Raw genomic sequence first — 19,671 nt, forward strand, 5'->3', positions numbered from 1 at the left:
AAGTAGCCGAGGAATGCGGTGTGAAGATTCCGAGGTGGGGTAGTTTCTTAATATAAACTTGAAACTTTTCTCTTTGTAGCCTACCTCAATCTAATAATGAAAATTTTTAACAAAGGTGCTTTAATTACAGCAGCAAGGGTTGCGAAAAAACCCATAGCATTCTTGGTTGGTGCTCCTATATCTAACGAAAATGGTATTGGGGTTCCTGGTGTTAGTGAGATTCTTGACTGTATAAGGCAAGAAATTCTTGAAACAGCGGCCTGGGAGCTGGATAATTTTGAAGCGGAAATATCTGGAAAGTCTGGTAGCGATGCTTATCAAGCAGCTATGGTATGGGTGCAAGGGTATCTGCTTCAAGATGCTGTAAACAATGTTATTAGAAGGGCAGTTTTACAAGCTCGTAAACCAAAAAGCACGAAGGAGTTTAATGAGGATGGTGTTCCCGAGGATTGGGATATACCGTCAGGTATTCATCAATTAGCATGGCTTGTATGTCAATACAAGGAGCAATTTCCTGGCCCATTGATGACAACTAATTTTGATCCATTATTATCTCTTGCAGTTATTGCTAATGGAGGAAATCCTATTCTCCGTGTTATATTAACAGATGGTAATTTAACACACAATGTAAAGCAAGCAGGGCAAACTGAAGTAATACATTTGCACGGGTATTGGCGTGGAACGGATACAATGCATACGCCCGGTCAATTAACTGCGCCTCGTCCTCGGTTAAAGGAATCGCTCAAATCAATATTGCATAAGCATACACTTGTCGTAGTGGCATACGGCGGATGGGATGATATTTTTGCTGCTGCTTTAGCTGAAGCTGTTCAAGATAATGCTACAGATATTAATGTTTTATGGTGTTTCAGGGGTGATAATATCGAAGATATCCAGCGCAGTAACCCTGCTTTATTTTCTCGTATATCACCTCTTCTTATATCAGGTAGATTTAATGCTTATGGGGGCATAGATTGTCATGCTATATTTGAAGAAATAGCAGCTAATATAGCTAACTCAAAGAACTATAGCTCCGTTGCGCTCAATAATGAAAATGTTTCTCCGTTATTGGGTTGGCAACTGCTTACTCCTTTGTATTTAGATAGCCTTGATCAACTTACTTCCGAAGAGGCTGTTCGTTATTTCGATGGAGCTATTCCATCACTGAGGCATGCTGCTTCAAAAGATATACCTAAAAGGGGCGATGTTAAGAATATTGTCAGCTTTCTAGTAGAAGTCTCATCAACTAATGATAGAAGCTATCTTCAACTCATCAGAGCAGCAGGAGGAGAAGGTAAAACTACTATGTTGCTTCAGGTCGCTGTTGAAATAGTTCGCTCTGGCAAATGGAAGGTTATATGGAGAAATTCTTCTTCAGAAGGTTTGTCATTGTCTGATCTGGAAAAGCTGAATAAAGATCATCAGTGGCTTATAGTTGCTGATGATGCTGATAACATTGTCGATCAGCTTGCTGAAGCTGCGAATCGCATACATGAATTGGGGTTGACACACATTCATTTTCTATTAGCTGCTCGAGACGTAGATTGGCGAAGTGCCAAAGGAGATAAAAAGCCCTGGGGCAATGGCTTACTAGAAAGCCAGATTGTTTCTTGCGAAGTATCAGCTCTGATGATGCTAAACTAATAGTTAAAGCTTGGGGTAAATTTGGTCCTGCTGGTTTAAGAGCCTTGTCATCAATTAGTAAGGTGCCAGAAAGAGCGTTGAGGTTAATAGATGCAGTGTGGGATGAAGCAAAAGAGCAAGGAGGGTTGCCATGGATCAAACAATATGATGGTTCATTTTTTGGCGGGCTGCTCGCAGTAAGGTTTGGGGATAATGGGTTACGAAGTCACGTACTTGAGTTCTTAAAAAGACTTGACGGAATAGCAATAGAAGATAGTACAAACTCAAGTACACTCTTAGATGCTTTGCTTTATATTGCAGCATGTCATGGAACAAATGTATCTGGGTTAGACGGCAGAGTACTTGCTGATTTAGTTGGAGTACCACGCGATTGGGTACAAAGCCGAGTTGTACGGCCCTTAGGAGCCGAGGCAGGTACTGTAGACAGTGGTGGGCATGTCTTTACGCGCCACAGTAGAGTAGCTGCTGCCATTATCGTGGAAGCCGAAAATTCCTTAAGCCGAGACTTCGCAGAAGTTTGGTCACGTTTAGTGCGCCAGACAGCTGAGGCTGGCCGTGATGTATACTATGATAGTAGATCATACGGCGTAATTCTGAATGCAGGACCACGTATATTAACAGGATTGCCCTCAGAACTTGCTGAAAATCGGCGTGAGAGTATAGCTATAGCTGCAGCTAGAGCGGCTATGGAATATGATCAGGAGCGTCTGATTCCTATAACAACTCTAGGCAAAACGTATAGATTGGCTAAAGAGTATGAACAGGCAATTAGTTTGTTTAGAGAGAAATATAAATATATTTCAGATAAGATGGATTACATAAGCCATGTAAGAAGCTTCTTTCATGAGTGGAGTATTTCGGAGAGCGAGGAAAGTACCGATCGTGAAAAAGTGTTAAATGGGGCCGCTCTCTTAGGTTTTTCAATATCAGATTCATTAAATCCATCATCTATAACCGATGATGACATAAAAATGGTTTGTTCAAGTCTTGCTAGCACGTTTATCAAATTGGCAAGAGTAAAGGGTTCTGTCATTGATGCTTATGCTAAAGGTACTAGGTCTGCAAGTTATTTAGCTTATAACGTCGGAGTTGATAAAGAAGGGTTAGCGTACTACGAACGTCATGAACGTATTTCTAATGAAATTGGTGTTCCCACCCCAGTAGATTATAGAGAAGCAATTGATTGGTTGCATTCTGGAATACGTGAAGTAGGCCTAGAAGTAAAGAGTTCGGTGGTAATAGACATAACTAAACCATTAGAGTTGTCGTTTTTACACCTTTCTACTGTTGTAGGTACTTGTTTAAGTACATAATTTTTGATAACTGTATTTAGTTGTAATAATATCGGCGCTCATAATTAATATGAGCTTTCAACACCTATTGGTCTTTAGAAAAGGTTTGCCGCCCGAGGAAACTCGGGCGGCGTTGTTCGTTCTAACAGAATCCGTACCGGCCCCATCCACCCCAGAAACTCCGGACACCCCGCCACAACCGTTCCGGGGCGCCCGAGAAACTTCGGGTGGCCCGCCACACCTGTACCGGGCCGACCTAGAAACTTCGGGTGGTCCGGCACAGGTGTGGCAGGGCGTCCTAGAAACTTGGGGCGGTCCGGAACGACTGTGGGGAGGCACCCGAGAAAGGTAGGATGGTCCGGAACGACTGTGGCGGGGCATCCGAGAAACTTCGGGTGGTCCGGCACAGGTGTGGCGGAGAATTCCAGGTTTTCGGGGTTGGAAAACTCAACGATAAATGGTAGCTAGAAGAAAGTTTTTCTACCCCTAACTATCTTTTTATGTTGTCGTTCGACAAAATTTTTGGTGACTGGTTCGCCGACGAAGTCATCAGCAACCAGGACCTGGAAGCGGGTACCCGGGACCACCTAGACCGCCTGCGCAAGGGCAACGAGGCCGGGCGCTTCGATGCCCTGCTAACTGCCACCGAGGCCCGCTTTACGGCCTACTTCGGCTACCGCAGCGACGCTAGTACCGGCCACAGCGCCGGCAAGGGGCACACGCTGACGCTGGAGGGGGCCCGCGAGAACCTGCGCAAGTGGCTCACGACCGACGGGCGCGAGTACGTTAAGTATAAAATCAAGGACGAAGCCCTGCGCCTGCGGTTCTATCCGAACGGGGCTTCCGAGTACCACCAAGCCGACTACCCCGAGTGGCCGGGCCTGCTGGAGCGCTACGATAAGGCCCTGGATGAGCTGGGTAGTAAGTTCGAAGCCGACTTCAAGGCCACCTACACCCAGCACCGCGACGCACTGCTGGCCGCCCTGAAGGAGCAGACCGGGCAGAAGAAGGCCCAGGCCGACGCCCGCGTGGGCACCCGCGCCGAGCGCGACCTGCTCACCAAGCAGCTCTCGCGCAACGCCCGCACCCTGGGCCTGGTCTTCGATGAGCACCCCGGGCAGGCCGCTACTTACTTCGATAAGAAGTACTTCAACCAGCACCGCCCCGCCGCCGTGGCCTCCGAAGCCAAGTCGGGCGCGTTGGGGCTGAACTAACCCGGCGGCCGTTGCCGCTCCTGCTGCTATCCTATTGCTATCCGGTGCCCGGTTTCCCAGAGTGGAGGCCGGGCGCTTGCATGAAAGGGCCGGCCGGGCTGCCCGGTACGTAGCCGCTCAAAAACAGACCTCGGCTACCCACGGCGGCACGGGGCCGCCGCGCAGCTCCTACGCTTGCGGCGGCTTGCCCAGCTTCGCCCGAATCCGGCTGAGGGAGGGCTGCTGAATGCCCAGATACGACGCAATGTGTCCCAGCGACACCCGTTGCGTGATGCCCGGAAACTGCTGGAGCAGGGTTAAGTAGCGCTGCTCGGCACTTTGAAACAGTAGCCCTTCGCCCTTGGCCTGCTGTAGCACCAGATACTGCTCGGCCAGGAGGCGGCCAAACCGTTCCCAGCCATGAGCCTGGGCGTAGAGCCCGTGCAGTTGCTCTATCCCAATTACCAGCAGCTCCGCGTCTTCCAACGCCGCGATGTAGTAGGGGCAAGCCTCCTGGGTGAGCAGGCTTTTGAGCGAGGTGATAAAGGCCCCTTCGGGCACAAAGGCAATGGTGTGCTCGGTTTGCGTCGCCGGATCGACATAATACACCCGGAACAGGCCCTTCACGATGAACCCCACGGAGCGGCATACCGCATTGCGGTAGTTGAAAAACTCATTTTTGGCAATGGTGCGGGCTGTCCAGCTCGGCATCGCCAAGCGCAGGTCGTCATCGGATAAGTGCGCAAAGGCGCGCAGCTGCTGAACCAGCAGCTCCTGGGACGAAGCATCGGGAGAATTCATACGAAACCGGGAAGTAAGACGCCTGCGAAACTACTGCATTCTGGTGGCTACGGTCGGTGCCCGGCCTACGGTGGCTGAGGAAGTGACCCTGGGCCAACGGCTGGTTCGCGCTTTTTAACCTAGGTGAAAAGCTGGGCTCCTTGCCGTTGGCACCTTTGCCCCGTCATCTAGCCCCGGTCAATAGCCCGGTAGCTACAGACGTTCACCGCTCACTTTTTCCCTCAACTGCCATGTCTAGTCTTGCTGCTTCCACCGTTCCGGCCCCCGTTCGTACCGCCCACGCACTCCGTTCCCTGTACTTCGTCAGGGCCGCTTTCTCCCTGAGTTGGGTTGGGCTTATGCTGCTGGGGCGAAATCCTCGCCTACACTCACGGCCACCTTACTGCTGCTGTATCCGGCCTGGGACGTGCTGGCTACCTTCGGGGATATCCGGGCCAACCGCGGCACTGGTTCGCTGCTGCCCCAGTACGTCAACATCGGCGTGGGCAGCGTCACGACACTGGCCGTCGGCCTGGCCCTGCGTAGTGGCGTTCCGGCGGTACTCATCGTGTACGGCGTGTGGGCCGCGCTGACCGGGGTCATTCAGCTGTTGCTGGGTCTGCGGCGGCGGCAGTTGGGCGGGCAATGGCCGATGATCCTGAGCGGCGGGCAGTCGGTACTGGCGGGCGTGTCGTTTGTGGCTATGGCCCATGCCCCCAAGATGGGGGTAGCCAATCTGGCCGGCTACGCGGCGTTCGGGGCGTTTTACTTTTTGTTGGCCGCCCTGCGCCTCCGGAAAGCCACTCAGCCTCAGCCGTAAGGGTGCCTACTACCGGCAACTAGCGGCTGAGAAAAAGCAAAATGCCTGCCTTGGCTGTTTACCCCACCACGGCGGCGCAGTGCCGCCGCGCAAACCACGCAACCTTTCCCGAGTATGAACATTGGAATCATTGGCGCCGGCTTCATCGGCAGCGCCCTGGCCGTGCGCCTCACCAGCCTGGGCCATACCGTCTACATTGCCAACTCCCGCGGCCCCGAAACCCTGACGGACCTGGCCCAGAAAACCGGCGCTACGCCCGTGACGGCCCAGGAAGCGGCCCAGCGCGGCACCGACCTTATCGTGGTGACCATTCCGCTGGAAAAAATCCCCGAGCTGCCCAAAGACCTGCTGGCGAACGTGCCGGCCGAGGTGCCCGTCATCGATACGAGCAACTACTACCCGCTGCTGCGCGACGGCCATATCCCCGAGCTGGAAACCGGCGACCTGACCGAAAGCGGCTGGGTACAGCAGCACCTGGGCCGCCCCGTGGTGAAGGTGTTCAACAACATCTTCGCTGCCCACCTCGAAAACAACGGCAAACCAGCCGGCACTCCCGGCCGCATTGCCTTGCCCGTAGCCTCCGACGATGCTGCCGCCAAGCAGAAAGTAATGGCCCTGGTAGAGGAACTGGGCTTCGACGCTCTCGACGGCGGCACGATGCGCGAGTCGTGGCGGCAGCAGCCCGGCGGCCCCATTTACTGCAACGACCTGCCCGCCGACCAGGTGCAGCAGCACCTGGCTAGCCTCGGCACCGAGCGCACGCCGGAGCAGCACGCCGAGTTCCTGGCCAACCAGGCCAAGCAGGAGCAGGCCATGCAGGCTCAGGGCATCAAGCTGAAGTAGCCGGCCAACGCCGCCGAAATGGCTGCTGCATTAGGAATCAGCGGCCCACCAACACAACGCCGCCCGGGGAAACCTGGGCGGCGTTGTCGTTTCAGCGGGGGAGGTCCGGCCGGGGCCCGCCCTAGTCCGGTAGTTTGCTATATTGGGCTTCGGCTGAATGCGCGGATAAGCGGCTATAACTTACGTACCCGTCATTCGCAACGGCTGCCGCTTTCAGCACCAATACAAGGTTGCCCTGAAGTAAATAGCGCCGGCAAGCCCCTGGCGCCGCCCTTCGTATCCTGCCCGCCTGCCTTACCCTGCCACCTCCGAACTTCCTGTCCATGCTGCCCACGCCCGTTGCTGCTCCCGCTGCCGTTCTGCCCCGCTCGGCCACTCCCCGCGTGCGGGCCCTGGACATTGTGCGGGGGCTGGTTATGGTCATCATGGCCCTCGACCATACCCGCGACTTTTGGGGCGCCACACCCGTGCGGCCCGAAGACGTAACCCAGGCCTCGGCGCTACTGTTCTTCACCCGCTGGATTACCCACTTCTGCGCGCCTACGTTCGTGTTTTTGTCGGGGTGCAGCGTCTACTTGTACGCCCAGAAGCGGGCCGACCGGTCCGCCGTCAGCCGCTTTCTGCTCACCCGGGGCCTGTGGCTGATTCTGCTCGAAATAGTGCTGCTCACCTTCATTCTGACCTGGAGCCACGACCTGATTTTGCTGCTGGTTATCTGGGTAATCGGGGCCGGGATGGTGCTGCTGGCGGGCCTGCTCTGGCTGCCCCGTTGGGTGCTGGCGGCCCTCACGTTCATTATCCTGGCCGGACACAATCTAGTGCCGAATATCAACGTCACGACGGCGGCCGACGCTGGGCGGGCCTTGCTGTGCAACGGGCCGTTTGCGGTGCCGGTGCTGGGCCGCACTGTGCTGGTGGGGTATTCGTTGGGCCCCTGGCTGGGGGTACTGCTGGCCGGCTACCTGGCCGGGCCCTGGTTTCAGCTGCCGCTGCCCGAGCGCAACCGGCGCCTGCGCTGGGCCGGGGTGGTCCTGCTGGGGCTGTTTGTCGTGCTGCGCTTCACCAACTGGTACGGCGACCCGGTCCCCTGGAGCGTGCAGCCCTCGGGGCCGCTGCACACGGTGCTGTCTTTTCTGAACGTGACTAAGTCGCCGCCGTCCCTGCTCTTTGTGAGTCTTACCCTAGGCGTGGCGCTGCTGGTAATGAGCCAGGTAGAAACGGCCACCGGCCGGCTCAGCGAAGTGCTGCGCACCTTCGGGCAAGTACCGTTCTTTTATTACCTGCTGCACTTCGCCCTTATCAGCAGCGCCGCCTGGGTCTGGACGATGCTCACCTTTGGCCGGGCGGTAAACTTCGCCTTTGTCTCGGCCAAGGACTGGCCCCCGGCCTACGTGCCTAATCTGGGGCGGGTCTATCTGGTATGGGTTCTGGTAGTGCTGGCCATGTACTGGCCCTGCCGCTGGTACCAGCGCTTCAAGCAGCAGCACACCTACTGGTGGCTGTCGTACCTGTAAGCGGACTTGTTCGCTGTTGGAAAGCAAACGGGCTCAGTCTGGTTCCTGCATCCGGCTATGGGCAGATCCAGCCTAGCAGCCTAGAGCCTTTTTTATTTCCGCCTCTTATAGCTTCTCCCCGCAGCGCCAGCAGTACTCGGCGTCGTCGCGGTGGCCCTGGGCCTGGCACACGTGGCACACCGCCTGCTTGTAGGCGGGCCGGCCAGAGGCGGGCTGCGCCATTTGGGCCGAAACGATGCCCGTGGGCACGGCAATAATGGCGTAGCCCATAATCATCAGCACCGAGGCCAGGGTCTGGCCCAGCACCGTGGAAGGGGAGATGTCGCCGTAGCCCACCGTCGTCATGGTCACGATGGCCCAGTAAATGCTTTTGGGGATACTGGTGAAGCCGTTCTGGCCGCCTTCCACCACGTACATCAAGGTGCCTACCACCACGGCCAGGGTGATGACCGAGCTCAGAAACACCAGAATCTTGAAGCGGCTGGCCCGGAGCGCACTCAGGATAAACTCGCCTTCGCCGATAAACTGCCCCAGCTTGAAGATACGAAACACCCGCAGCAGCCGCAGCGTCCGAATCACGAGCAGGTAGCGGCTACCGGCCAGCACCAGGGCCGCCAGCGTGGGCACGATGGCCAGAAAGTCGATGATGCCCAGCCAGCTCAGGGCGTAGTTGAGCGGGCGGCGCACCACCAGCAGGCGCATCAGGTATTCGAGCAGGAAGAGGCCGGTAAAGAACCATTCCACGGCCCGCAAAGCCGGGCCGTAGCGGGCATTGATGCTGGTTACGCTTTCGAGCATCACGGCCACCACGCTTAGCACAATGGCTACCAGCAGGGCAATGTCGAAGAGCTGCCCGGCCCGGGTATCCGATTCGAAAATGACGCGGTAAGCCTTTTGTTGCCAGGAAGAAGCGTTGGCGCGGGGGCGAATATCCATAGAGCAGCAGGTCCCGGCCGGTCTCTGTCAAGGCCGGGTGGGTATAGTACCGCTTACGCAAAAGCCGTGTTATAAGCCGAACCGGCCTCCCTATCTGCCTCAACGCTTACCCTCCTGCATGTCCGGCAGCGGCCGTACCTTGCAAGGCGTATGCAACAGTCCCTGCTTCACCGGATCAGCGCTTTTTTGGCGGAAAACGAGCTATTTTGGGGCACCCCTGCTAGGCCCGAGCAACTGGCCGACGCCGAAGTGCAGCTTCAACTCGACCCGGACTACCGGGAGTTCCTTGCCCTGTTCGGCGCCAGCTATGTGGGCGTGCCGGTATATGGGTTCAACGCCTGCCCGATGCTACCCGATACCACCGTCATCCAACTCACCCTGGAGTTTCGAAAAGCCTATGCCGTAGACGCCCGCTGGCCCATCCTGGCTCAGAGCTGCGTACTAACCACGACGGGCAGCGGCGACCCGGTTATTCTGGACCCCGCCGGCAAAGTCCGGGTGTACTACCACGATAGTCACGAAGAAGAAACGCTGGCCGACTCCTTTGCCGACTTCATCGAGCAGCACCTTCCTACTGCGGACACGGATTTCTGAATGCGCTGGCCTTCCCCTTGTTCTTTCTACAACCCCCGTTTCGCCACGCCTTCCTTGGTAATCTTCACCGGCTGGATACGGCCCTGGGCGTCGAAATACAGTCGGTCGATGCAGGTGACGCGGTGGTTCATGTCGGTTTCGCCCAGGGGCCGGCGGTGATACACGATGTACCACTCCTCCGTGCCCGGCACCTGAATAACGGAGTGGTGGCCGGCCCCGGTGGCCACTTGGGGGTCCTGCTCCAAAATCTTGCCCACCCGCTGAAACGGGCCCAGGGGCGAGTCGGCCACGGCGTAGGCTACGGAGTAGTCGGGCCCGGCCCAGCCGCCCTCGCTCCACATAAAGTAGTACTTGCCCGCGCGCCGAAACATGATGGGGCCCTCCACGTAGTTCTGGGGCGTAATTTCCTTGAACGTCTGCCCGTCGGGGAAGGGGAGAAAGCCGGTAAAATCGGGCTTGAGCCGGGCAATATTGCAGTGCGACCAGCCCCCGTAAATCAGGTAGTACTGCCCGTCCTGGTCCCGGAATACGAACTGGTCGATGGGCTGGGCTCCGTTGTGAATAGTACCAACTAGGGGCTTGCCTAGGTAATCCCGGAAGGGGCCCTCGGGCCGGTCGGCCACGGCCACCCCGATGCCGCCCACTTCGCCCTCGTGCACGTCGTTAGCCCCAAAAAAGAGGAAGTACTGCTTGTCCTTCTGCACCACGGCCGGGGCCCACATGGCGCGGCGGGCCCACTTGATGCTGGTCGTATCGACGATGCGCGGGTGCTTGGTCCAGTGCACTAAGTCGGGCGAGGAAAAGGCATCCATAAACACCTGCTGGTCAAACGGGGCCGAGTACGTGGGATATACCCAGTACTGCTTGCCGAAAATAACCGCCTCCGGATCGGCATACCAGCCGGGAAAAACCGGGTTGCCAGCCGCGGCCCGCGTCACGGAAGCTTTCATCTTGGCAGCAGGTGGGGCGGTCTGGGCAAAAGCTGCTTGCACGAATAGCAGGCCGGGCAAAACACCCAGGAGCAGGAGGTTTTTCATGCCTGCATAATACACGTAAATTCTCAGTAGTGGTAGGGCCTTTGTATCGCGCCAGACCAAGGGGGCAAACCCCTAAATTACGGGCCGACTTAGTTGATTGCCGCCCGACTTGGGTAGTTTTAACCCCCCGCTGGCCCACGCCGGGCCGTGCAAGTAACCTCCTTGCTTCCTAGGCTATGAAACCTGAACTCCAAGACCTGCCCCTCATCGACAACAGCGGCAGCCACCGCTTTGAGCTGACCGTCAGCCATTCCACCGCATTTATGGAGTACGGCGACCGGGAAGGGGCCCTGGCCTTGTTCCATACTGAAGTGCCGGGGCAGCTGGAAGGGCAGGGGGTAGGCACGGCCCTGGTGGAAAAGGTCCTGGCCGAAATCGAGCGGCGGCAGCGGCAGCTGATTCCGTTGTGCCCCTTCGTGACCAGCTACCTCAAGCGCCACCCCCAGTGGCAGCGGCTGGTGGCCCCGGCCTACCAGCGCTGGTTTCAGCCGGCCCCACAGCCGTAAGGCGGGCCAGTTGCGGCCGCAGACAATGGCGGACCCGGTTTTCGCGTTGGGCTCTTATCTACTGCTTACTTCCCGTTATGTATATGCCTAAAGTGTTTCTGGCGTCCCTGTTGCTGTTGGCCCCGGCCGCTGTCTTCGCCCAAACCGACTGCGCCAAGCCCGTGGTGCAACTGCTGCGCAGCGGTCAGCCCCTGCCCGCTACGGCTATTGCTTTGCCGGCTGCCGCCACGTTGCGCGTAGCGCCTGATGCGGGCTGCCCGGCCCAGGCCTACCGGTTTCGCCACGCGGAAGTCACGTTGGTGCGCAACGGCCGGCCAGTACTACCCATTCTGCTCGTCGAAAAGCCGCAAGCCGACCTGCGGCCCTTCCTGAACTACTACCAGACCGGCGACCAGCTGCGCGTGTTCATTGCCTACCAGAACGTGGCTACAGTAGCTGCCGACGGTACGCTCACGCCGTTGCTGCCCGCCAAAGACGCCCAGCGTCAGCCCGGGCAGCTCGACCTGCGCGCCGGCGAATCCAAGGGTATCAGCCTCTATTTGCCTTTGACCAAGCCTTAAGCGAGGCCGGTTCTGGTAGCGTTACCGCCCGTCTCAGGGCAGTACGGTTGGCTCAGGCCGCAGGGCTGCTCAGCGGCCGGTGGTGCTGATACGGGAAATTATATTGGGGCCAGCTAATATTGCAGCCACACTATTTACCCCGCCCGATGCGCCCAGCCGTCAAATTCTATCATTACTGGACTGGCTTGGTCTTAGCCGGCTTCATCCTGGTGCACTTGGCTAATCATTTGGTAGCGCTCTGGAGCGTGCCCGCCCACCAGGCGACGATGGCCGCCCTGCGCCAGGTGTACCGCCACCCCGTGGTCGAAGCCGGTTTGCTGCTGGCCGTCGGGGCGCAGATTTTCACGGGCCTACGCCTGGTTTGGCAGGGTCGAAAGCAGCCGCCCCGACCGTTGGCGGGCCGGGTTCAGGTCTTCTCCGGGTTGTACCTCGCCTTTTTCCTGCTGGTGCATACCAGTGCCGTGCTCACCGGGCGGGCCTGGTTTGGGCTCGATACCAACCTGTATTTCGCAGCGGCCGGCATCAATACCTTTCCGTTTAGCCTCTTTTTTGTCCCGTATTACTTTCTGGCCGTGGCTGCCGTTTTCCTCCACCTTGCCAGCGTGCATTACCAGAAAGGAACCCGGCTTTGGGGGGAAGCCAGGGCGCGGCGGCAGGCTTGGGGCCTGGGCAGTACGGGGCTGGTGGTGGCTCTGCTTATTCTGCTGGCCATGACCAACCGCCTGCAAGGCCTGCCGATTCCGCCTCCGTATCTGCAGCCGTTGGGAAAATAAGCTTGGTGGTTTCCGAGTTGAGGGTGATTTGCCAAACTAGTCGTTACTTCCCGCCATCTGCTACCTGCTGCTGATGAAAAACCTTTTCTCCGCCCGTGCCGCTGCCATTGGCATCCTGGTCATTCTGAGCCTGGTTGTAGTGTTCCACCTGCTGGTGCTCACCGGCGTCATTCCTTACGGCATCGTGTGGGGCGGCCGGCTGACCAGCCATGAGCAGATGCTCCGGTTCGAAACCGTATCCATTACCCTGAACCTGCTGATGCTGGCCGTGGTGGGCGTCGTGGCGGGGTGGCTACGGCTGCGCGTTAGCTGGGGCCTGCTCAAAGCGGCGCTGTGGCTGATGACAGGCCTGTTCTTGCTGAACACGCTGGGCAACCTCATGGCCCAAACCAACCTGGAGCGCCTGGTTTTTACTCCTCTTACGCTGCTGCTGGCCCTGGGGAGCTTACGGTTGGCCATCAGCAAACCGCGCCTGACCACTCCGGCGGCCCCGGTTGATTTCCGTTAATTTCTTCTTACCACCGAGTTGTATGCCGTTCGTCGCGCTGCTTGTTTTGCTAGTATTAAGTGCCTGCTCGGCGCCCGAGCGGGAGCCGCAGCAAGCCCTGGCCGTGCCGGTCGGGTTTGTACCGCGCACGGTCAGCTTTGTAGCCCGGCCCAAGCTGCTCTCACCCACGGGCACGCTCACCCTGCACGTGCCAGCCCGCTACGATACCCTGCTCACCTGGCTCGACCAGGCCGATACGCCGATGGGCGACAAAGCCAAATACCGCTTTGTGGGCGCCAGCGGGTGCTTATTGCAGGAAAGCGGCTTCTACAAAGCGGGCACCGTGTGCCAGGACACCCTCGACCGGCTGACCATTATCACTCAAATGACTAGCAGCGCGGCGGAAAGCCTGACGACGGTGGCCCGCCGAATCGAGCACATGGATGAAGTCAGCCGGGGCCTCGACCTCGCGCCCACGGTCTGGAAGGCGAAAAAGCTGCTGGCTGTCCATGGGCGCACGTTTTCCGTGGTTGAATCCTTCGGCGGCAGTACGATGGTAGCCACGCCCTACGAGCAGGTTAGGGCCGTGACCGTGCTGCAAAGTGCCGGGTATAACTGGGAAGTTACCTTGCTGTTCGAATGCAAGCAGCGGAATTGCCAAAATCTGGCCCGGGAAGCCTACCAGACCCTGCAATCCGTGCGCCTCGATACGGCCGCCCGGCGCTAAGCCGACAGAAAGGTCGTAGCTGCGCCCGAATACGTGAGGGTAAGCTGGTGCATGGCCCGGGTGCAGGCCACGTAAAGCATGCTCTTATCAACCTCCGTTCGGTAGTTACGGGCTGAGGCAAAGGGCACGATAACCTCATCAAACTCCAAGCCCTTGGCCAGGTGGGCCGTGGTAATGATGATGCCTTCCTTGAACGTCGTGGACTCGGGCGTCAGCAAGTAGATTCCGGGAGCCTGGAGCGCCTCGTGTACCCGCGCGGCCTGCCGCAGGGTTTTGCAGATAATGCCCAGGGAGTGGTTGCCGGAGCTTTTAAACGCCGTAATCAGCTCCCGGATGGCGGCCAGCTCCTCGTCCTGGCTGTTACAGGGCCGTACTGCCGGCTCCTGCCCGTGCCGCTCCAGCGGGATAACGTCGGGGTTGGGGGCAATGCGCTGGGCAAAGCGGGTAATTTCCAGCGTGGAGCGGTAGCTGCGGAAAAGCTGGACCACATCGGCCTGCGGAAACACCCGCTCAATGGTTTCGGCCGAGGAGGCGCTGTAGGGGTTCACCGTCTGGCTGACATCACCCAGAATGGTTTTGCGGCACCGGAACAGGCGCGATAATACCGCGTACTGCACCGGGGTATAGTCCTGCATTTCATCCACCAGCAGGTGCTTTACCTGGTCGTAGGCGCTGATGCCTTCCAGGCGCAGGCGCAAATAAATCAGGGCGAAGACGTCGGCGTACTCCAAGTGCAGGCGGTGGTCGAGCTTGAGCAGTTCGGGCCTCTCAATCCAGCGGTAAAAGTCCCGGTAGAGGTCCAGCACGTTATTCTGCTTGAACATGCGCGGAATTCCTTCCCCGATGGCGGCTTTCTCCTGCCCGGTCAGCTTGCGGCGCACGGCGTCGCGCACGTAGGCCCGCACGTCTTCGGCCACCTGAGCAAACCGCTTCAGCAGCGGCACGCGGTGGTAGGTCTTGAACTTGTCCAGAATCAGCTGCCGTGGTACAACGATGTTGCCGACCCGCAGGTCGGTGACGGCGAAGTAGGTATTCTCGATGTGGAGCAGGTACTGGTTGAGCTTGCTCAGGAACTCAAACGACGATTTAAACCGGATTCGCTCGATGAAGGCCGCCTCGTGGTGCTCCAGCAGGGCCGACACCTGCTCGAAGAACGTCTGGAAGGTGTAGCGGTTGTCGAGCAGGTCGGCGGCCAGCTCCTCCATGCCCATCTCGGGAATGTGCTCTTCCCCGAGCTCGGGCAGCACGTTCGAGATATAGTCGGCAAACACCTTGTTGGGCGAAATAATCAGGATGTCTTTGGCCGCAATGGTTTCCCGGTAGCGGTACAGCAAAAACGCAATGCGGTGCAGGGCAATAGAGGTTTTGCCCGAACCGGCCACGCCCTGAATGACCATCACCAGGGCTTCCTCGTTGCGAATCACCGCGTTCTGGTCGCGCTGAATGGTGGCGACAATGTTCTTCATCTTGTCGTCCGAGGACTTGGCCAGCTCGCGCTGCAGCACGTCGTCGTGAATGTTCACGTCGTTTTCGAGCATGAACTCCAGCCGCCCGTCCCGGATTTTGTACTGCCGCTTCCGCTCAATAGTACCCTTGACCGTGCCGGAGGGCGTGGTGTAAAAGGCGTCGCCCAGCTCAAAATCGTAGAACATGGAGGAAATCGGGGCCCGCCAGTCGTAAATCAGGCTTTGGTGCTGCTGCACGTCGGTGAAGGAGTGCACACCGATGTACACCGGCGTAGCGGCCTTGTTCGGGGCGGCAAAGTCGATGCGGCCGAAGTAGGGCGACTGGGCCAGCTTGAGCAGCTTGCGCTTGCGGGCCACGGCGGCTTCGCCCGTAAAGGCCATGCGGTTGATGGATTGGCCGGCGGCTACCATGTCCGCGTCGTCCATGCCCGACTGATGCTCGTGGATATACTGCTTTTTCTGGCGGAGCTCGTCGGAAAACTGCCTAACCGAGTCGTCTACCCACTTCACCGCCAAGGTCAGCTTCTCTTTAATCTCCTCCAGGTATTCCCGTTCTTCTCGTTCCGTTGCGTTCATTGCGTGCGCTCTTGCCTAATAGGCCCCAAAGGTCCGGCAAATTCTGGTCAGTTGAAGAATCGGGCAGCTGTTAGCAAAAATAGTGGCCATCCGCTCCAGGGCCCAGCAGTGCAGTAAAGTTGCCTGGCCTTGCCATTCCCTTGGTTCTGCGCCGGGCCGGCATCCGGATCAGGAGTGCTGAACGATGGCAAAATAGAGCGGCATGCCCACGGTGATATTGAAGGGAAACGTAACGCCCAGCGCCATGGGCAGGTACAGACCGGGGTCGGCTTTGGGCGCGGCCAAGCGCATGGCGGCTGGCACGGCTATGTAAGAAGCACTGGCCGCCAGAATAGCAAAGATGAAGCGGTTGCCCTCGCTCGGGGTAATCCAGTGGCTGGCCGCGGCCACGAGGGAGCCGTTGAGCAGGGGCATAAGCAGGGCAAAGGCCGTCACGAAGCGCCCATAGTGGCGAAAAGCCGTGAAGCGCCGGGCCGTGACCATGCCCATTTCGAGCAGGAAAATAGCCAGAAACCCCTTGAAGATGTCGGTGGTAAAGGGCTTGATGCCATCGGCCTGCTTGGTGTCGGCAATCAGGCCGATGATGAGGCTGCCCAGCACCATCAGGACGCTGCCGTTTGTAAAGGAGTGCTGCACGATGGAGCCCAGGCTGGGGCGGGCCGCTGCCGAATCGGCTTCGTAGCGTTGCATCAGGATAACCCCCACAATAATAGCGGGTGCCTCCATCAGGGCCATTACCGCCACCATGTGCCCGCCGAAAGTCAGCTGCTGGGCTTCCAGAAACGACACGGCCGACACAAACGTGACGGCACTGACCGAGCCGTAGGCGGCGGCCACCGCCCCGGCATCGGCCACGCTCAGCCGGCGTTTGAGCACGAAAAAGGTGTAGAGCGGAATCAGGGCCGCCACCACTAGGCCAAAACCCAGCGAGTAGAGAATTTCCTGGCTAAACGCACTGTGGGCCAGCTCTTGTCCGCCTTTAAAGCCAATGGCGAAAAGCAGGTACAGAGAAATGAACTTGACCGTGGTGGGCGGAATCTCCAGGTCACTTTTCACCAGCGTGGCGATAATGCCGAGCACGAAGAAAAGCAGGGTCGGGTTAGTCAGGTTGGAGAGCAGTACGTGGGTATCCATGTAGACAGGGAAAAAGGAAGGCTTGGAGGATGGGGCCGGGGCATAGTCGGCCAGGCCTAGCCAGCAAGAGCTGCCGGAAGGCTTGGGACGCGTCGTAATGCGGGCTTTAGCTAACTGAATAAGTTGGCAGCAGTGGCTGCCGATTGGCCGTGGCGGGCATACTGCGCGGGGCCGCCGCGGCCAATGATGCGCCGGAGAAGAAGCGGAATTTGGAGTTGCACGCGCGGCGGGCGGCAGGCAAAGTTTTGGCTAAAATGGGTAAACAGGGGCTACTATATGCATTCGGTTACATCAACCAGCTTCACCACCGGCAGGCCGCCGACCAGCAGCCTACCCCCGGTATGCTAAAAGCCATAACCACTACTAGGAAGGACCTCCGCGCCTCGCTGCTCACAACCCCCAATGACGTACTGCCCGCGCTAGGGCAGCGGCGGGCTGCATGCCGCCTAAGCCAGAGAAGCAAAAGCGAGCTGCTCCAGAAAGGCGTAGATCGTATTGCTGGCTGCCTCGCGGGCCGGCGCATCGGTTAGGGAGGGCAGGTGCTGGGCGAAAAACAGCTGCTTGCGCGACGACTCCAGCAGGGTGCTGACCAGCGCGTGCGGGTAGGCATAGGTGGGGTTGATTTCCTGCACTACGGCCACAATGCCGGCTGCCAGCTGCTTGTATTCCCGAAACAGCCCTTCGCGGTTGTCGTCGTCCACGTCGCGGGTGAGGTAAGACTTGGAGGCCTCGTGCACCACGATGCGGTAGAGGGCGGCCTCGTCGAGCTGGCTGGTTGCCGGGTCGTCTTGGTAGGCCCGGGTGAGAATGCCCAGAATCAGGCGCAGCCGCTCCCGGGCGTCGGGCACGTTGTGGGTGTGAAACCGAATCTGGTAGCGCAACCAGGCCCAGTACCAGCTTACCAGATACACCAGCAGCCGGTGCTTATTCTCGAAATACCGGTAGAGCGAGGCCTCCGTGGACTCCATCCGCTGGGCCAGCTTCTTGAAGGTAAATTGCTCAAAACCGATTTCGTCAATCAGCAGCACGCTTTCAGCCACTAGGCGGCGGCCCAAGTCCGTGCCTTGCGGGTCGCGCAGGTAGAGTTTTTCGTTCAGCTCGATGCGGAGTTGCGGGTTCATACGGTCAGGTGAAGAAGGGTTGCACTCCCAAAGATGATAGTTTTGCTTTCTTTGCTGCACCTGTCGTGGCCCGTACCACAAGGTTTACTCTCCTTGACCTAATGAAAAGGCCCGTCGCCCGTCCATCAGATACAGGTGCTCGGTTTTGATGACGTAGAAGTTGAAATCGGCCAAGCGGTGTAGCAGGAACAGCACGTCCAGGTAGGGCACGGGGGTAAATTCCAGCTGGGAGCTGCCTACCAGGGCATCAGTGGCTACGAAGCGGCAGCGCCAGTGGTCGGTACAAAAGGTTTCGGGGTGGCCGTCGGGATAAACTTTTACGCCGCGGTTGGTGATGAGCTTGAGCTTCGTGCGCGAGCCGGTGAGGCGTTCGAGCTGCGGGCCCAGCTTGGCGGCCTGTTTCCCGTCCCAGCGCAGGAAGATATCCATGCCCACCAACTGCTGCCGCACGGGGGCTTTGCCGTACAGAGGCACGGGACTGAGAACCGGTGCCTTCGGCGCCTCAATTTCCCGCACGGGCACAGCGGCCAGCTGCTGCGGCTCCTGGCCCAGGCGCGCAATCACTGCGTCGGCAAATTCTGCGGTACTGACTTTCCGCTGGCTGGTTTCGGGGTGGAAGATGTCGGCCGGGTGCAGGCCATCTTCCAGCGTGCGCAGCCAGGCGTTGTGGATACGGGCCGCTATATCGTGCTGGCCCAGGTGGCCCAGCATCAACACGGCCGCCTGCAACAAGCCCGAGGGGTTGGCCACGTTCCGGCCCGCAATGTCGGGGGCTGAGCCGTGGATGGCCTCGAACAGGGCTCCACTGTCGCCGATGTTGGCCGAGCCGGCCAAGCCTACCGAGCCCGTCAGCTGGGCTACCACGTCGGAGAGGATGTCGCCGTAGAGGTTCATGGTCACCACCACGTCGTAGCGCTCGGGCGTATCGGCCAGCCGGGCCGTGCCAATGTCGATAATCTGGTGGTCCTGCTCCACCTCGGGGTACTCCTGGCCAATTTCCTCGAACACCCGGTGAAACAGGCCATCGGTCAGCTTCATGATGTTGTCCTTGGTCATGCAGGTAAGCCGGCGGCGGCCGTGCTGGCGGCAGTACTCAAAGGCGTAGCGCACGATTTTCTCGCACCCCGGCCGCGACACCAGCTTCAGGCACTGCACCACGTCGGGGGTTTGCTGGTGCTCGATGCCGGCGTACAGATCTTCCTCGTTTTCGCGGATGATGACCACGTCCAGTTTCGGGTGGCGGGTGGCTACGGCCGGATGCAGCGAGCGGCAGGGCCGCACGTTGGCGTAGAGGCCCAGGGTTTTGCGCAAGGTTACGTTCAGGCTTTTATAGCCTCCGCCCAGCGGCGTGGTGATGGGCGCCTTGAGGAGCACCCGGGTGCGCCGCAACGATTCCCAGGCCGCCGGATGAATGCCCGAACTATGACCGGCTCGGTACACCTGCTCACCAACATCGATAAACTCGGGCTGCAGCGCTGCCCCTGCGGCTTCGAGTACGCGCAGGGTTTGCGTCATGATTTCCGGGCCGATACCGTCGCCGGTAGCTACTGTAATGGGAATAGGTGACTGCATGAGCAAAAGACAGTTAAGGATGTTTGCAGCGTTGAGCCAACCCGGCTCAACGCTGCAAACATACAGATACTTTCTATATTGATAGTTTTACTATCA

General features: G+C 58.5%; 19 protein-coding genes. 12 read left to right on the top strand and 7 right to left on the bottom strand.

What is annotated here, in order from left to right:
* Window positions 1-96: 96 nt before the first annotated feature.
* The 3 genes from MUN80_RS13980 (at window position 97) to MUN80_RS13990 (ending at window position 4,150) form a co-directional block, all read left to right on the top strand.
* Window positions 97-1,644, top strand: a complete 1,548-nt coding sequence (locus MUN80_RS13980; RefSeq protein ID WP_244713845.1) for a P-loop NTPase — start codon at window positions 97-99, stop codon at window positions 1,642-1,644.
* A complete protein-coding gene (locus tag MUN80_RS13985) occupies window positions 1,611-2,957 on the top strand; it encodes a hypothetical protein (protein ID WP_244713847.1) in 1,347 nt (448 codons plus the stop codon). Before MUN80_RS13980 ends, MUN80_RS13985 begins: the two co-directional genes overlap by 34 nt.
* A gap of 479 nt (window positions 2,958-3,436) precedes the next feature.
* Window positions 3,437-4,150 carry a hypothetical protein gene (locus tag MUN80_RS13990; protein WP_244713850.1) on the top strand — a complete coding sequence of 238 codons (714 nt, stop codon included), beginning with the start codon at window positions 3,437-3,439 and terminating at the stop codon, window positions 4,148-4,150.
* A 168-nt stretch (window positions 4,151-4,318) separates the two neighbouring features.
* On the opposite strand, the gene MUN80_RS13995 is transcribed toward MUN80_RS13990, so the two are convergent.
* The gene (locus MUN80_RS13995) at window positions 4,319-4,930 is read right to left on the bottom strand and encodes a Crp/Fnr family transcriptional regulator (protein ID WP_244713853.1); all 612 of its coding nucleotides are present in this window, start codon (window positions 4,928-4,930) and stop codon (window positions 4,319-4,321) included.
* 325 nt (window positions 4,931-5,255) lie between these two features.
* Here MUN80_RS13995 and MUN80_RS14000 point away from each other — a divergent pair, with 325 nt between their 5' ends.
* From MUN80_RS14000 to MUN80_RS14010, 3 genes are all read left to right on the top strand, one after another.
* Window positions 5,256-5,729: a hypothetical protein gene (locus MUN80_RS14000; RefSeq protein WP_244713856.1), complete on the top strand. Its 474-nt coding sequence runs from the start codon at window positions 5,256-5,258 to the stop codon at window positions 5,727-5,729.
* A gap of 114 nt (window positions 5,730-5,843) precedes the next feature.
* Window positions 5,844-6,572, top strand: a complete 729-nt coding sequence (locus MUN80_RS14005; protein WP_244713859.1) for an NADPH-dependent F420 reductase — start codon at window positions 5,844-5,846, stop codon at window positions 6,570-6,572.
* Window positions 6,573-6,895: 323 nt separating this feature from the next.
* Complete coding sequence (locus MUN80_RS14010; RefSeq protein WP_244713862.1) at window positions 6,896-8,086, top strand: acetyltransferase domain-containing protein; 1,191 nt, start codon at window positions 6,896-6,898, stop codon at window positions 8,084-8,086.
* Window positions 8,087-8,191: 105 nt separating this feature from the next.
* Here MUN80_RS14010 and MUN80_RS14015 read toward each other — a convergent pair whose 3' ends face one another.
* On the bottom strand, window positions 8,192-9,022 hold the full coding sequence (locus MUN80_RS14015) for an ion transporter (RefSeq protein WP_244713865.1): 831 nt from the start codon (window positions 9,020-9,022) through the stop codon (window positions 8,192-8,194).
* Window positions 9,023-9,172: 150 nt separating this feature from the next.
* Here MUN80_RS14015 and MUN80_RS14020 point away from each other — a divergent pair, with 150 nt between their 5' ends.
* On the top strand, window positions 9,173-9,616 hold the full coding sequence (locus tag MUN80_RS14020; protein WP_244713868.1) for an SMI1/KNR4 family protein: 444 nt from the start codon (window positions 9,173-9,175) through the stop codon (window positions 9,614-9,616).
* Window positions 9,617-9,642: 26 nt separating this feature from the next.
* Here the strand turns inward: MUN80_RS14020 and MUN80_RS14025 are convergent, their stop codons facing one another.
* Entirely contained in the window at window positions 9,643-10,653 is a 1,011-nt protein-coding gene (locus MUN80_RS14025) for a glycoside hydrolase family 43 protein (RefSeq protein ID WP_375373961.1), read from the bottom strand.
* Between the two features lie 176 nt (window positions 10,654-10,829).
* Between MUN80_RS14025 and MUN80_RS14030 the strand changes: the two genes are divergently transcribed.
* From MUN80_RS14030 to MUN80_RS14050, 5 genes are all read left to right on the top strand, one after another.
* Window positions 10,830-11,159, top strand: coding sequence for a GNAT family N-acetyltransferase (locus tag MUN80_RS14030; protein ID WP_244713871.1), 330 nt, complete (start codon window positions 10,830-10,832; stop codon window positions 11,157-11,159).
* Between the two features lie 83 nt (window positions 11,160-11,242).
* On the top strand, window positions 11,243-11,719 hold the full coding sequence (locus tag MUN80_RS14035; RefSeq protein WP_244713874.1) for a hypothetical protein: 477 nt from the start codon (window positions 11,243-11,245) through the stop codon (window positions 11,717-11,719).
* A 146-nt stretch (window positions 11,720-11,865) separates the two neighbouring features.
* Window positions 11,866-12,492, top strand: a complete 627-nt coding sequence (locus MUN80_RS14040) for a succinate dehydrogenase/fumarate reductase transmembrane subunit (protein WP_244713877.1) — start codon at window positions 11,866-11,868, stop codon at window positions 12,490-12,492.
* 73 nt (window positions 12,493-12,565) lie between these two features.
* A complete protein-coding gene (locus tag MUN80_RS14045; RefSeq protein WP_244713879.1) occupies window positions 12,566-13,000 on the top strand; it encodes a hypothetical protein in 435 nt (144 codons plus the stop codon).
* Window positions 13,001-13,022: 22 nt separating this feature from the next.
* A complete protein-coding gene (locus MUN80_RS14050; RefSeq protein ID WP_244713882.1) occupies window positions 13,023-13,706 on the top strand; it encodes a hypothetical protein in 684 nt (227 codons plus the stop codon).
* Here MUN80_RS14050 and MUN80_RS14055 read toward each other — a convergent pair.
* From MUN80_RS14055 to MUN80_RS14070, 4 genes are all read right to left on the bottom strand, one after another.
* Window positions 13,703-15,748 (bottom strand): HelD family protein, encoded by a 2,046-nt coding sequence (locus MUN80_RS14055; RefSeq protein ID WP_244713885.1) that lies wholly within the window; start codon window positions 15,746-15,748, stop codon window positions 13,703-13,705. The genes MUN80_RS14050 and MUN80_RS14055 overlap by 4 nt on opposite strands.
* A 168-nt stretch (window positions 15,749-15,916) precedes the next feature.
* On the bottom strand, window positions 15,917-16,882 hold the full coding sequence (locus MUN80_RS14060) for a sodium-dependent bicarbonate transport family permease (RefSeq protein WP_244713888.1): 966 nt from the start codon (window positions 16,880-16,882) through the stop codon (window positions 15,917-15,919).
* 446 nt (window positions 16,883-17,328) lie between these two features.
* Complete coding sequence (locus tag MUN80_RS14065) at window positions 17,329-18,003, bottom strand: TetR/AcrR family transcriptional regulator (protein ID WP_244713890.1); 675 nt, start codon at window positions 18,001-18,003, stop codon at window positions 17,329-17,331.
* An 84-nt stretch (window positions 18,004-18,087) separates the two neighbouring features.
* Entirely contained in the window at window positions 18,088-19,575 is a 1,488-nt protein-coding gene (locus MUN80_RS14070) for an NADP-dependent isocitrate dehydrogenase (protein WP_244713893.1), read from the bottom strand.
* Between the last annotated feature and the right edge of the window lie 96 nt (window positions 19,576-19,671).

The sequence above is a fragment of the Hymenobacter cellulosivorans genome (genome assembly GCF_022919135.1).
Taxonomy (GTDB): Bacteria; Bacteroidota; Bacteroidia; order Cytophagales; family Hymenobacteraceae; genus Hymenobacter; species Hymenobacter cellulosivorans.